The sequence below is a fragment of the Bdellovibrionales bacterium genome, from assembly GCA_019750295.1.
Taxonomy (GTDB): domain Bacteria; phylum Bdellovibrionota; class Bdellovibrionia; order Bdellovibrionales; family JAGQZY01; genus JAIEOS01.
Window position 1 is genome coordinate 77,491 of record JAIEOS010000017.1, and the last position, 13,944, is coordinate 91,434.

At 46.8% G+C, this 13,944-nt stretch carries 10 protein-coding genes; 9 read left to right on the top strand and 1 reads right to left on the bottom strand.

The features are described from left to right. Window positions 1-43: 43 nt before the first annotated feature. Window positions 44-535, top strand: a complete 492-nt coding sequence (locus tag K2Q26_04790) for a hypothetical protein (protein ID MBY0314810.1) — start codon at window positions 44-46, stop codon at window positions 533-535. Then, complete coding sequence (locus K2Q26_04795; protein ID MBY0314811.1) at window positions 519-914, top strand: (2Fe-2S)-binding protein; 396 nt, start codon at window positions 519-521, stop codon at window positions 912-914. The genes K2Q26_04790 and K2Q26_04795 overlap by 17 nt, the downstream gene beginning before the upstream one ends. 61 nt (window positions 915-975) lie before the next feature. On the opposite strand, the gene K2Q26_04800 is transcribed toward K2Q26_04795, so the two are convergent. Then, window positions 976-1,950, bottom strand: a complete 975-nt coding sequence (locus tag K2Q26_04800; protein ID MBY0314812.1) for a bifunctional oligoribonuclease/PAP phosphatase NrnA — start codon at window positions 1,948-1,950, stop codon at window positions 976-978. 79 nt (window positions 1,951-2,029) lie between these two features. Here K2Q26_04800 and greA point away from each other — a divergent pair, with 79 nt between their 5' ends. The 7 genes from greA (at window position 2,030) to meaB (ending at window position 13,741) form a co-directional block, all read left to right on the top strand. Next, a complete protein-coding gene (gene greA / locus K2Q26_04805; protein MBY0314813.1) occupies window positions 2,030-2,506 on the top strand; it encodes a transcription elongation factor GreA in 477 nt (158 codons plus the stop codon). 24 nt (window positions 2,507-2,530) lie between these two features. Beyond that, the gene (locus K2Q26_04810) at window positions 2,531-4,549 is read left to right on the top strand and encodes a hypothetical protein (protein MBY0314814.1); all 2,019 of its coding nucleotides are present in this window, start codon (window positions 2,531-2,533) and stop codon (window positions 4,547-4,549) included. 159 nt (window positions 4,550-4,708) lie between these two features. Then, window positions 4,709-6,073 carry a hypothetical protein gene (locus K2Q26_04815; protein ID MBY0314815.1) on the top strand — a complete coding sequence of 455 codons (1,365 nt, stop codon included), beginning with the start codon at window positions 4,709-4,711 and terminating at the stop codon, window positions 6,071-6,073. Further along, window positions 6,063-8,855, top strand: a complete 2,793-nt coding sequence (locus tag K2Q26_04820; GenBank protein MBY0314816.1) for a hypothetical protein — start codon at window positions 6,063-6,065, stop codon at window positions 8,853-8,855. The genes K2Q26_04815 and K2Q26_04820 overlap by 11 nt, the downstream gene beginning before the upstream one ends. 64 nt (window positions 8,856-8,919) lie before the next feature. Next, a complete protein-coding gene (locus K2Q26_04825) occupies window positions 8,920-10,680 on the top strand; it encodes a hypothetical protein (GenBank protein MBY0314817.1) in 1,761 nt (586 codons plus the stop codon). After that, window positions 10,680-12,806: a methylmalonyl-CoA mutase gene (gene scpA, locus K2Q26_04830; GenBank protein ID MBY0314818.1), complete on the top strand. Its 2,127-nt coding sequence runs from the start codon at window positions 10,680-10,682 to the stop codon at window positions 12,804-12,806. Before K2Q26_04825 ends, scpA begins: the two co-directional genes overlap by 1 nt. Next, entirely contained in the window at window positions 12,803-13,741 is a 939-nt protein-coding gene (meaB, locus tag K2Q26_04835; protein ID MBY0314819.1) for a methylmalonyl Co-A mutase-associated GTPase MeaB, read from the top strand. Before scpA ends, meaB begins: the two co-directional genes overlap by 4 nt. The last annotated feature ends 203 nt before the right edge of the window (window positions 13,742-13,944 follow it).

Sequence of the window (13,944 nt, forward strand, 5' to 3'; positions counted from 1 at the left end):
CATTACGCTTTATTCATGGGTAAAGGTACAATAAAATTATCCTATGGACGACGTTTTAAAAGATCAGCCAAAGCCCAATTCCAGTTATCAAAAATCACTCTTGCGAATGTCGCGCGGAGTATGGTGGGTCATCCTGCTCCAAACTTCGTTTTACACTTTCTATGGTTTACCTCTATTTATGACGGCGGAGTTGCCAACTCACGCGGTGGTGCCCTCCGTGCTGTTTACATTGCTCGGGGTATTTACTTTTTTCTACGGCACTCGTTTTTTTAGGAATTATACCCAATTTCGCGAGACCAAAATTATGGCTCTCGAAGGCAAACGACGGCGCGAAGCTGTGTTGACCGCTGTGGTTTTACAATTACTACTCGTTCAGTTCATTTGTATTTTGGGAATAGTCTTGTCGATCTTTCAGCAGCGGATATACTACGTTTATCCCTTCTTCGCGGCCTTCTCTGTTGCAATGTGGATGTCTTATCCTCGCAATGAATGGTTCAATCACTACTTTGGAGAGACTCATGCAAAGAACACTTAAGGCAGGATTTTTTGGTATGGACCAAATCGAGGTGGTCTGCGACGGCGGGAAAATTATAAGTTCGAAGGTGGTAGGAAGTTTAGAGCTTTTAAATAAGTTCAAAACTTGGCAAAAAAATCCCTTGAATCCCCCCTCAGGTAAAACTTCGGAGGATCTTATCCTTAAAGAACTTTCATTAAAAATCCAAGACCAGTGGCCGCTCATGAATGATGAGCCGGAATTGTGTCATTGTCGAAAAATTCCACAGGTGAACGTCGAGCGGGCCATTGTTTTAGGGGCCCATACGGTGGAGCAAGTTCGCGCACGCACGAGTGCCAACACCGGCTGCGGGACTTGTCTGCCTGATGTCGAGCGGGTTTTAAAAGCCTACTTGGGATAGAGGCGTAGACGAGATTCTTCGCTCCGCTCAGAATAACGGCGCGCTTTGAGTGATGGATCAGTTAGAGAAGTTGATGAAAGTGGTCGATGATTCTTTTTTTGAGATCGCTCGCCTTCATCGTGACTGAGGCTCCTGCGGAAAACACGTGACCTCCTCCCTCCAGGGATTCGGCTAAAGTATTTACGGGCAAGGTGCCCTTACTGCGCAGACTTACTTTAAATGAATTCGGCTGATCCTCACGAATCACAACAGCGACTTCGATGGTCTCCACGTTCATCATCATGTCGACGAGATCTCGACTATCATCCACCTGCAATCCCATTTTTTGAAGATCCTCGAGGTGAATATGCAAAAACACTAGTCGGTCGTTATGGAAAAACTCCATTTCCGATAAAACTTTAGAAAGATATTTTAGTTTCTTCGCCGAAAAATTCCCGAACAAATGTTTGTGAATAAGGCTGGGCTCGGACTCGTATTTTAAAAGCTCGGCGCAAATTTCATGAGAGCGACTGGAGTTTCGAACATAACGAAAGAGTTGCGTGTCGAACGCGATACTTGTGTACAGAGCGCGGGCGATGTCTCGGTTCATGGGAATATTTAAAGCTTTAATAATATCGTAGGCGATCTCGCCGGTGCTGGCCGCCGTGGTGTCGATAAACGAGCCCGGGGTCGGTTCAGGTCCCGCTTTTAAGACCGGGTGGTGATCAATAAACAAAATATTTTTACATTTCTTCTCGAGCTCCGGATAGAGAGGCATCAGGAGTCGTTTGTCGTTGGTGTCAAAGACCAAAGCCAAATCTGTGGGCTCGATACTGTCGTAATGAGCATCAAAATATTGGATATGTTCATCCGGGTTTAAAAATCGATATTTATTAGGGGTAGCGTCAACATTGAGAACGCGAACTTTTTTGCCAATGGATTTTAATGCGTGAAAAACTGACAATTGTGCGCCGAGGCCATCTCCATCACATTGTTTGTGAGTGGTCAAAATCACTGACTGGGCGTTATTTATGTGTGAAACCAGGCTCTTAAGCATTCCTGTATTTAAACGTATTTTATGGACAGTTTCAACGAGTTTGGATATAACGTACCCTTTTAAATTCTTGGGAGGCCCCATGTCTGAAGTACTACCGCTTACAATTCGCGGAAAAAAAATGTTGGAAGAAGAGCTGAGAAGGCTAATTCATGAGGAGCGCCCCTCTGTGATTCGCGCCATTGAAGAGGCACGAGCTCAGGGCGATATTAGTGAAAATGCGGAATATGACGCAGCTAAAGAACGTCAAGCGATGGTCGAAGGTCGTATTATTGAGGTGCAAGCTAAACTGGCAGGTGCTGAAGTGATCGATCCGTCAAAAATCGTCAGCGATCGCATTGTATTTGGCGCTCACATTAAGGTGATCGATCGGGACACCGATGAAGAATTTAAATATCAAATCGTTGGCGTTGATGAAGCTGATGTCAAACAAGGCTATATTTCTGTCATGTCTCCGATTGCACGCGCAATGATCGGTAAGAAAAAAGGTGACGAAGTTCATGTGAAAAGTCCAAAGGGTGACAAAGAGTTCGAAATCCTCGATTTTTACTTCGAATAATCCGCAGCAACGAATGAAGCCACAATGAAGCAAAATGTCGATTTCAGCCGAGGTTTTAGAAGATTCTTTACGTATCTTCTTTTGAGCGCGGCCCTCGGCTTTTTTGCCAAAAGTGTAGTGCACAGAATCCTTCTCGACCAGTGGACCGAGCTCTCGCCAGAGGCGCAAAAGCATGGCGTGATGGTTTCCCCTCCGGAATTATTGCTCTCCCGCTCGGGAATCCCGGTGATCGGTGCCCGGATTCCTTTGATCACCACTCAAAAACAGATCAAGCAAAAGTCTCGGTGTTTTGACGTCGATATTCAGGCGAAAGATGTGTTTTTACCGTTGTCTTGGACGAAACTTTTGGCGCAGAAGGCCGAAGTTGAAACACTTAAGGTTTCCCATCTGCAGATTCTCTTGAATGAAGTGAGAGAATGCTATCCGCAAAAACTGATCACCGAAGAGAGTACCGAAGAGGGTTTGGAAAATCCGTCGCAAGAGATGACACCTCAAAAGATTGCTGAAGAGATTCCTAAGTGGTTTAAAACTGCGGATCGATGGTTCGAGCGAGAAGATGAGCTGACAACAAAAATTCCCTTTAAAAACGTCGACATTCAAAACATCCAAATCAAGGTTCAGTATCTCAAAGATAAGGTATTTACGGCGGAAGGTGAGGCTTATCTTTCCACTCAAAAGTCTGTCGAAGGCGAACTGCGATTTTATAACATGGAGCTCAAAAAAGGAAATAAGCGCATTGCCTCGAATCTTCGCGCCGATCTTTCCAGTAAAGATAAAAAAGCCACTATCAAAGCGAATTTGGGTTTTGACGAAGGACATCTCAAGGTTGATTTCACGATCGATCAACAGGGCACGGTGGATCTTCAGTTGGCGTCGCAGCAGTTTCCCGTCAGTGTCCTGAATCGGTGGCTCGAAACGTCTTGGAGTTTTCAGTACCTCTGGCTCAATTGTGAGTTAGGAATTCACGCCGCAAAGAAAGATTGGAATTCGACAGAGTGGAAAGTGTCGAAGTGCATGATCGATGGTCCGAATGGCTCCGTCAAGGTGATTAACGAGACGATCAATTCCATCGAAAAGCCGGCCAATCTCAAAGTCGTCGTTGAAAACTTAAATATGAACAACGCCATCAAGGGAGCGCAGGATCTTCCGCTCACGGGGATCTTTAAAGGGTTGGGCGTATGGAATGCGACAATCGACTTTAAAGACAGCAAATGGGCTGCAAAATTTTCGGTAGCTGATGCCGAGGTGATTTTCTCTCGGAATAATCGACGTAAGTTGCAAGTGATCGAATCCATCGAAGTTGATGCGGGATATGTCGACGGCGTCTACCAATACTTCGTGCGCTCGGTAAAAATCAAAGACGGAAATTTTAAAGGCCTTCTCGCTTTTGAATACAACAAGAAGCTTCGCCGACGACACGGAAGCGCGTTCATCGAAAAATTAACCTTGTCTCCAGAGATCCAGCTGCTGATGTTCAACGGTCAGATTTCGTCGCTCAATATGAGCAGTGAATTTTCTGCGGGAGTGAATGGTTTGGATGTTCTGACCGCGTCGATCCGCATTGAGCAGTATGTCTCAAACGGGGTTGAAGCGAAGCAGGGTGTTCTTGTGGCGGAATTGTTAGATGATCGGCATCTGCAATTTAAAGCTCAGATCGAGAGCGCCAAGATTTCGGCTTCGGGGCATAGTTTTGAGTGGCTCCCGGCCTCTCTCCTCGGGGAGTTTCGCGAACCCCTCGTGATCAAGCATGTTCGTGGCAACGTGACCTTCGACATCGAGGAACGCTTGGCTCAATGGAACAATGTCAGCGGTTTTTATGGAAATTGGAGTTTTTCGACGGCGGGGACTTATAACGCTGATAAAGTTTGGGATGGGCAGTGGTTATGGAGCGCTGGAACTCGCAAGCTCTCTTGGAGATTTGAGACTGTGGAAGAAAGCGATCGCTGGATCCCTCTAGAGCCCCCTATGGAAGCCTGGATCGAGGCTAACTCCGCGTATAAAAATGCCTATCCTTTTGTGGTTTTAGCACCGAAAAATCCATAAGAATTTCTTATGTTTACTGACCTCATTGTAATAATTATGCCGAGAATTGCCAAAATTTGTCTTTTTTGAGCATCAATAGAGTTTTTGTTGCCTCCCTCTCTCACATATTGGACTCTGCGGGAACGGATCTTGCCTTATATATTTGGGGAGGCCATTAGTTTGATTCGATCCATAAAGTTTTCTTTTATTACGATCCTTGGGATGTCTTTCGCCAATCCCTGCTCTGCCGCGTCCTTCGCGCAGTATTTTGATCTTTCCCTGATGGGGGATGGGTATTTCCAGCCGTCGTCCAAGGATTACACCAACGGGCAATTGCACGGCCGTTTTAAACTTTTAGGCAGCGAAGAAAACTACGACGTCTACTTTGAGCTCGGGGGCGGTGGATTGGTGGGCCAAGAGCGCGCCGAGAACTACTTTGTCATTCCTCAAACCTATTGGCACTACAAAGGCTTGGGTTCAGTTGAAGTCACGGTCGGCCGAAAAATTCGAACTTACTCTACGCTCGACGAATATTGGTTGCTTGGAGATGTCCAGCCTCTGTTTCGCTGGGACGCCGTGAACCCGGAGCTCCAAGGGCTTTCCGGGGTGTTCGTGGATTACAAGCCGAACGCCAATGTGGAAATGGGCCTTTTCGCCACTTATCTGTTTGTTCCTACGCAGGGCCCGTCCTTCAGCGTGATCGATGGAAAATTAACGTCGGGGAACCCTTGGTTCTCTCGCCCGGTGGATATTCTGAATGTTTCGGGCGCGGCCTTTGATCTCAAGTATGACATTAAAACTCCGGAAGTGAGTGATGTGGTTTTCCAACCGAGCTGGGGAGCCCACGTTCTGTTGAAGAGTGCCGATGATGCGTACTGGATGCGAACGGCCTATTTCCAGAAAACAAAAAATGAATTGGCATTGCCCTTTGAGGGAACCATTAATATCGGGACGGGGGATGGAGACATCGCGGTTCACCCTCAGGTCGCTCAGCATCGCGTGGCCACTTTAGACTTAGGCTATCGAGGAGACTCCTGGGCGATTACGGCCTCGGGCCTTTCCGAAAGCCAGACTGAGTTTGATGTGAATCAGCCCACGTGGATTTATCCAGATTACAGTGATCAGTATAAAGTGGGTTTAAATATTCTGACCAAGATCACTTCCTTTCATACGCTTGAGTTTGGCGGTATTCGCACTTTCAATAACTCTATCGACGTGCAAGGATTAGGTGGCGGAGCCAATCTCGATATCTATTCCTATCGCAATCAGTATGACAATGCCGCTGATATTCGAATCACATCGGTTTTTGCGCCTCGTCCCCATGGCTTCCTGTTTAAAACGAAATTTCGTTGGGCTTACGACTATAAAGCCGAGACATCTCTATTATCTGCAGACTTTACCTATATGCCGATTAAGAATCTGAGCCTTTTTGCGCGGACGGACCTGTTTGGCGGCCAGCGCGATCCAGGGCAGGTTTACAATAACTTACTGGTCAACTATCTTAATAAGGATAGAGGGCAAGTGGGGGTGAAGTATGTATTCTAAGTTCCTAACTCTAATCGCTGTACTCAGCTTAGTGGGATGCTCTTATTTCTTCGACGACAAAGAAGAAAAGAAAAATTCCTACAATCTATCGATTTCCGAAAAGGCCGGCGTCAGTTGCATCGAAGGTAATACTCAATTGTTTAAAGATTATTTTGATCTTAAGCGCGGCGACCGAGAGATCGAAAAAGATCTCATCGATATGAAGGCCTGCGTGCGCTCGGCGGTAGAGCTTTTCTTAAAGCACACCAAGGGCGCTCAGGGGAATTCTTATTCCACGATGGAAATCCATGATTTCCTCGCTCAAGCTTTTACGAGTTACTCGTATCCTCCCGGCTTTATGGACGAAGTGGTGCGACTTAAACATTCTTTAATTGGCGGCACCCCGTACTCTGTCACTAAAGCGGAATTACAGGATCTAATGGTTTACGTGGATTTTATTTACGAAAACCTGGCGGTGTTGGCTAAGGATCGCCACCTATTATTCTCTCAGCGCAAGGGTGATGATCGCGCCGAATTTTTAGCGGCGTCGGCGCGACTCCAAGTCGTGGTGCGCAAGTTCACGCAACTGAAGCGCAAAGACAGTGGAATTTTTGATTATGACTCTCTCACTCGTTTAGTGGGGTACTTTACCGAAGACGTGAGAGACAGCAGCACCACGTGGTCGAAGACTTTGGATCTGGTGAACTCGCTCCAGGCGATGTTGACCGCCGGTCGTCGCGACAATCTCAACATTCAAAGCTTCCCGCTGGCCGCCGAAAGTTTGGCTCAGATGTACATTGGTTATATCGAGTTCCAGAAATTTTTGCAGGAGCCCACCTTCTTTAAAGATCTTTCCTCGATATTTATTTTCCCTGGTTTAATCACGCCGTTGATTAAGAACCATACGGTTTACGAAGGACGCCACGTTGTGGAGTCTATGAACAATGTGCAGAGAAACATTTTTGTCCCTCTGCTCAACGCCGTCCACAAATCTCCTGAGCGGCGGATTTCGACGATTTACTTCGACGATTTGATCGACACACTTTTGAGGATTGGTTCGCTCTCCGAAACATTGAGTGCTTCGACTCTCAAAATGATGATCCCCGAATTCTTTGGCCGCTGGTTGAGTTCAGGAAACTGCGGCAACAGTTGTAAGAGCACCGCGCTCACCGCAGAGAATGTGAACGTGCTCCTTAAGCTTGTCGATGACTGGAAAGAACGTCAACTCTGGGTGAATGCCGTTGGTGTTCGTCATCGGAATTCCATTCGTTTAAATTCTGAGGCGACAGTGGCTCAGTCGGCAAATGTCATGGCGATGAAGCAGGCTATGGACTCGATCACCCATACTCATTGGGAAGACTATCTCGTCATCGGATCGAAAGACTTTAAGTACAAAGATTTGGTCATTTTTAACTCGATCTACACATTAACCTCGATCTTTACTCGTCCCTTCAATGAGAACTGGAAGAAGGAAAAAACGGTCGACTATTACATCACTCAGGATCAAACTCAGCAGCTTTATGAATGGTTACGAGAACTGGGTATTAATCTTAAGTTGGTGGATCCTCGATCGAGAAATTCTGGACGCAACGTTTTTATGGAAGGAAATTTATTTACTTCTATCGGAGCGGATGCAGATAAATTTGATTTCCCAGAGATCGTTGAATACCTGGGAATTACGTTTACTACGGGTAATAAATCGGTCGCCATTATGGAGAACGAATTTAAGAACTGTCGAATTCAGGGACTGGTCGATGTGTTTGATTTCCCTAAACTGGATGCGCTTTGTTTTAGAGAAGAACTTCATAGAAATTATGAGTCCTTGTTCTTTTCGACCATTCCGCGCCTAAAGGAATATACCAAGACTTTGAGCCCTGAGGGTCTTAACGAGCTTTTAAATAGCTTGGAGAAGGCGGCTCGCCAGGGATTGATCGTCAACGAACCGGCCGAGACCGATACGATGCGCTTTGTAGGGTCGATCATTCAGTACAGCGAGAGTTTGTTTTTACGTTTTGATGCGGATCAAAATAACGAGATTGATTCGGAGGAGTATAAGAAAGCATTGGCTCACATTACACCAAACATTCGCAAGGTCATCCGCGAGAGTTTGCCTCCGGCGACGGCGAGTTTTTTATATAACCAGTTTCCGGAGTTCGAAAGTAATTTGATTGCGTATATCATTCGCTACAAGACAGTCCCGGCCATTCTTGTCGCTGAAGTTAAGTTGGGCCAGTCGGCGGGTTTCGCGGCACTTAAAGCTTTTAAGCTTTGGGTGAATTCCGGCGTTCCGGAGTGGATGGATTGGTTAACTTCGAAGAAAACAACTGTTTCCCGAAGTGATATATTACTCGTGATCAGTGCATTATCCACGTTTAACCGAGCCAATCGCATTAAGGCTATGAAATCTGTTTTTGAAAATAACATAGTGGCATTTGATAACGGAATTAAAGATATCAACGATCCTATTCTTGAGAAGCTCAGTTTAGAACTTCAATGTAGTACTAAAAAAACCACCGAACTTAAACAGTGGCTCCTTGATCGGCAAAAAGATTACTGGGTGAAGAATCGTGAAGACGGATTCACATTGAGTATCCCATTCTTTAGTAGTTCAACGATAAATATTAAGCACGAAGATGTACCGACGAGCGGCCTCTGGGCCAATTGGTCAGGCGCCGTAACAAGAAAACTCATTGAATTACTTTACAAAGAGACCAGCCTGTCCTCATTGTGTTCATTACCCTATGTCGATGAGATCCAGCGAGTGGCTCCCGAGCAAGGGCCTCGGAAGGCCTCATCTCGCTAGTCTCGCCGTGATCAGCTTATTTTATTGAAATCAGTGAATTTTAATGGTGTGATGGCCCTCACTTATGGAGCCATCAAGTCTATCCCATGCCAAAGAACAGTGGATTGAGGACGTTAAAAAAGCGCTGAAGCTAGAGACCGCTCCGACGCTCCTTAAAAACATCGTTCATCATCAACATATTGAAGCCGTTTCCCAGGGAATATCTCCGTCGATGTATCAGCAACAGACGGCCAGAGCATCCCGTTTTCTATCGGTTCAAAACTACTCCGATCTCAAAAAATCGAAAATGGAAGAGTGGATCACATCCCCCTCGATAGGCCTTCGCTTTAAACAACTCGAAGATGCTAAGATTGTGCTTAGTGATAGCGCCGTCAAAAATAAGTCGTTGTTCCTTTCGCAGCCTTTTGCATTCGAGCTATCGAACTCCGACAATGATTTTATTTCTGCAAGCAAAGATCAAGTGGATCATTTGAATATGGGTTGGAGTCCGAGTTCTTTTGGACTCACTCGCGGGGAGATCTTGAAGCGCCCCTATAAAAATTGGGATGTGATTTTTAAAAACGAACAGCTTCACGATCCGCGCGTGCGTTGGTTTTATTTAAGCTCGGCCTCGTACCAGTGGGCAGGTGCGGAGGCTCATAGTGAGATCGCAATTCTTGCGTCTTTGGCCTTCGATACGGTTCAGGAGTTCCTCGATCTCGGATATACGGTCGACCAAGTGATTCCTCGGATCACCTTTGGCTTATCGATGGGTACGGATGTTTTGATCGAGAGTGCTAAAGTCACCGCTTTAAAACAGGTCTGGCTCAAGGTGTGCGAACTTTTTGGCGGGACACTTTCGGCAGATTCTATCGAGGTCTACGCATTGCCTTCGTTAAGATGTTTTAGTGGGCGCGATCCGTGGAACAATATCATGCGTCTCACGCTGATGAGTTTTTCGGCCATATTGGGTGGGGCTCATGGTTTTAAATGCATTCCCTACGATGTTCTTCGCGCTCAAAAAGATCCCGAGGCTCTTCGTGTTTCGACCAATATTCCTTTGCTGCTCACTCAAGAGGGCGTTTTGGATCGAGTTTCTAATCCTTTTGACGGCAGCCCATTGTTTTCGCAAACGGTGGATGTACTTTGTCAGCAAGCTTGGAGAGCCTTTAAAGATATCGAAGGCAAAGGTGGGATATTTGAAGCGATTCGCTCCGGGTGGTTGCAATCGGACGTGCGACAGTCGGCCGAGCGATCTAAGGAAGAAGTGGCTCACCTTAGCAAATTGATTCTAGGGGTGAACAAGTTTGTTTCGCAAAATGTTCCTAGTCGTAGCTCGACGGCGGTGGTGAAACTGCAAGATATCATTGATCCGCTCTTTTTAAAGAAAAACGAGGACGATTTTTTAAGTGTTGAACCGCTCATCGTTGAAGCTCTCAGTTACCCTTGGGAAAAAATCCAACTGCGAATGGATGATTATAAGAATAAAAACGAAACCTATCCTGTAGTGACAGTGGTGAAAGGTGCGGGGCCCATCAGCGAAAAACGGATGGAGTGGTTAAAAATGGTGTTAGGTTTAGCTCCATTTTCTATTCAGTGGATGACTCTCGATGATCTGTCGAGCGATACGAAACGCAGATTAAGTCCGACTCGGGTGACTCTGGTGCTTCCGAGCAGCGCCGAGAACGAAAGCCAAATTTTGACCGCCCTTCGCGAGCGTAAAGTGGAAAAGGTCTGGTATGTCGGCACCGCCAGAGCCGAATCGACCTTTGATGGTTATCTCGAAATGACATCCAACGCGCTCGAATTTTTAAAACAACTGCAAGAAGATTTGGTGGAGATGTAATGGCAAGACTCGATGTAAGCTCCATAGAATGGTCCGCGCCCCAAGGAAAAGTGAAGGACTCTCCAGCGCAGGAATTTTTAACGGCCGAGTCCATCCCTTATAAAAATATTTACGCGCCTCACGCCTCGCAATTTTCCCATTCATTTCCCGGGAGAGCCCCTTATGCCAAGGGACCGTATCCGACGATGTATCTTTCGTCACCTTGGACTATTCGTCAGTACGCGGGATTCTCGACGGCCGCAGAGAGCAATGCCTTTTATCGTCGAAACTTAGCCGGTGGCCAAAAAGGTTTATCCATCGCATTCGATCTGGCCACTCATCGTGGCTACGATTCCGATCATCCACGGGTGAGCGGTGATGTTGGAATGGCCGGCGTCGCTATTGATTCGATTCTTGATATGCGCGAACTTTTTGACGGCATACCGCTTGATAAAATGAGTGTCTCAATGACGATGAATGGAGCCGTTCTTCCCATTCTGGCGCTGTATATTGTTGCGGCGGAGGAGCAGGGAGTAGCACTCGATCAACTCTCGGGAACCATTCAAAATGATATCCTCAAAGAATTCATGGTCCGAAACACTTATATCTATCCGCCTCAGGCTTCTTTGCGAATTATCGCTGATATCTTTAAGTTTACTTCGCAGAATATGCCCAAGTTTAACAGCATCAGTATCTCGGGTTACCATATGCAGGAGGCTGGTGCGACATTAGATCTGGAACTCGCTTACACGCTCTGTGATGGACTTGAATATATAAAAACCGGCATGGCATCGGGGCTCGATATCGACGACTTCGCTCCGCGACTCTCGTTCTTTTGGGCGATTGGTATGAATTTTTATATGGAAGTCGCTAAGCTTCGAGCGGCTCGCGTGTTGTGGCAGGAAGAGCTTCAGAAGTTCTCTCCTAAAAAAGCCAAGTCTTTGTTGTTGAGGACCCATTGCCAAACTTCGGGTTGGAGTTTAACGGCTCAAGATGTTTACAACAATCTCACGCGCACGGCTTTAGAAGCCCTCGCCGCATCCATCGGTCAAACTCAGTCGCTCCATACGAATGCCTTTGATGAGGCGTTGGCGCTACCCACGGATTTTAGCGCCCTGTTGGCGCGGAACACGCAGCTGCTTTTGCAAATGGAAGCGGGAGTGACGACGTTCGTGGATCTCTTTGGCGGTAGTCACTTTATCGAGAGTTTAACAGAAGACCTCATCGCTCGCGCTCGCACGCACATGAAAGAGATCGAGGAGTGTGGGGGAATGGCTCGGGCGATCGAAATGGGTCTCCCAAAAATGCGCATTGAGGAAGCTGCGGCTAGGACTCAAGCGCGAATCGATTCCGGCCATCAGCCCCTCATGGGCGTGAATTGCTTTAAAAACCCAAATACAGAAACTGTCGATGTTCTTAAAGTGGATAATAGTGCCGTACGCCAGCAGCAGTTGGATAAGCTCAAGCGTTTACGGAGCGAGAGAGACGAAGGCCTGGTGAAATCTAAACTCAAGGCTTTGACAATGTCTGCGGAAACTGGAGAAGATAATTTATTAGATCTTTCCGTTAAAGCTATACGCGCGAAAGCCACCGTTGGCGAAATTAGCGAAGCTCTTGAGAAAGTCTTTGGACGCTTTAAAGCGTCCACTCAAGTGATCTCCGGAGTTTATGGAGCAGAGATGAAACAGGATCCAGAAGTTTTAAAAAAACTGCGTTCACGCACCGAAAAGCTTCGGCAAAAATTAGGGCGAGCTCCACGCATCTTGATTTCTAAAATGGGACAGGACGGCCACGACCGTGGCCAAAAAGTGATCGCCACAGCGTTTTCGGATTTTGGCTTTGATGTGGATATCGGGCCTTTGTTTCAAACTCCGTATGAAGTGGCCAAGCAAGCCATCGAAAATGATGTGCATATTGTTGGCGTCAGTAGCTTAGCGGCGGGGCATTTAACGCTCGTTCCTCAACTGGTGGAAGAGCTCAAGAAGTTGGGGCGTTCGGATTTGATCATTGTCGTTGGTGGAGTGATTCCTCCTTCCGATTACGAGCCGTTACGATCCTTTGGTGTTCATGCGATTTTTGGGCCCGGAACGAATTTGCCAGAGGCGGCTTCGAATCTTCTCTCTCAGATTGAAAGTCAGTCCTCATGAAAGTGGCAGATCTGGTCACTCAACTCAAAGCGAAGAATCGATTGGCGTTAGCGCGTGCGATCACTTTGGTGGAAAGCGAAAACGAAAAAGATCAGCTCGAGGCCGATCAGCTTTTAGAGTCTCTTAAGGATGTCAAAACCGAGAGTTTTCGTATTGGGATCTCGGGCTCTCCCGGTGTGGGAAAAAGCACTCTCATCGAAACACTCGGATTAGAATTTATTAAGTTAGGTTATCACGTGGCCGTTTTGGCGATTGATCCTTCCAGTGATATTTCCCAGGGAAGTATTTTGGGAGATAAAACGCGAATGGAAGATCTGTCCCGAAAGGAAGAGGCGTTTATTCGCCCCTCACCCAGTCGAGGCTTTTTGGGTGGGATTGGCATTGCTACTCGCGATGCGATTCGCCTGTGCGAGGTGGCTGGCCATGACATCGTCATTGTAGAAACCGTAGGAGTGGGGCAGTCGGAGAGCTTAGCGGCTCAGCTTGTGGATTACTTTGTCTATGTCTCGATTCCTGGAGCGGGTGATGACTTGCAGGGAATTAAAAAAGGGGTTCTCGAGCGCACGGATGCTGTTGTGATCAATAAAGTGGACGGGCAAAATAAAGTGGCGGCGGAGATTGCACAAAAGCAGTACCAGTCCTCTCTTAAAATTTTAAGAGCGGCCGATATTCCGGTGTATCTGGTGAGTGCGCTACAAAAGACAGGGATGGTGGAGCTCACTCAACACTTTAAGAAGGTGTGGGGAGATCATAAAATGGAAATTTTATCTCGCCGGCAAACGCAGGAAAATTTTTGGGTGCGCATTTATCTCGATTATTTTTTAAAACTCAAAGTCGACGGCGCTCTCCGCAGCCACCCTCAAACGCCAACCTTGTCGAACGAAAACTCCGCTCGCAAACAAGCCCGCCACCTCCTCACCACCCTCAAATTCTAATCCGTCCGGTCGGTACGCCGATACTTTTTGAGAACCGGTGCATTATTCATAATGCACCGGTTCTCAAAAAGTATCGGCGTACCGACCGGAGGCCTTCGGTGCTGACCGGACGAAAGGTGTGATTTTTGGGGGAGGTGGGTCTAGGGAGCTCCGACTATTGGGGATCTCGATTTACTTTCATTCTTTGGAAACGATAAAATAGG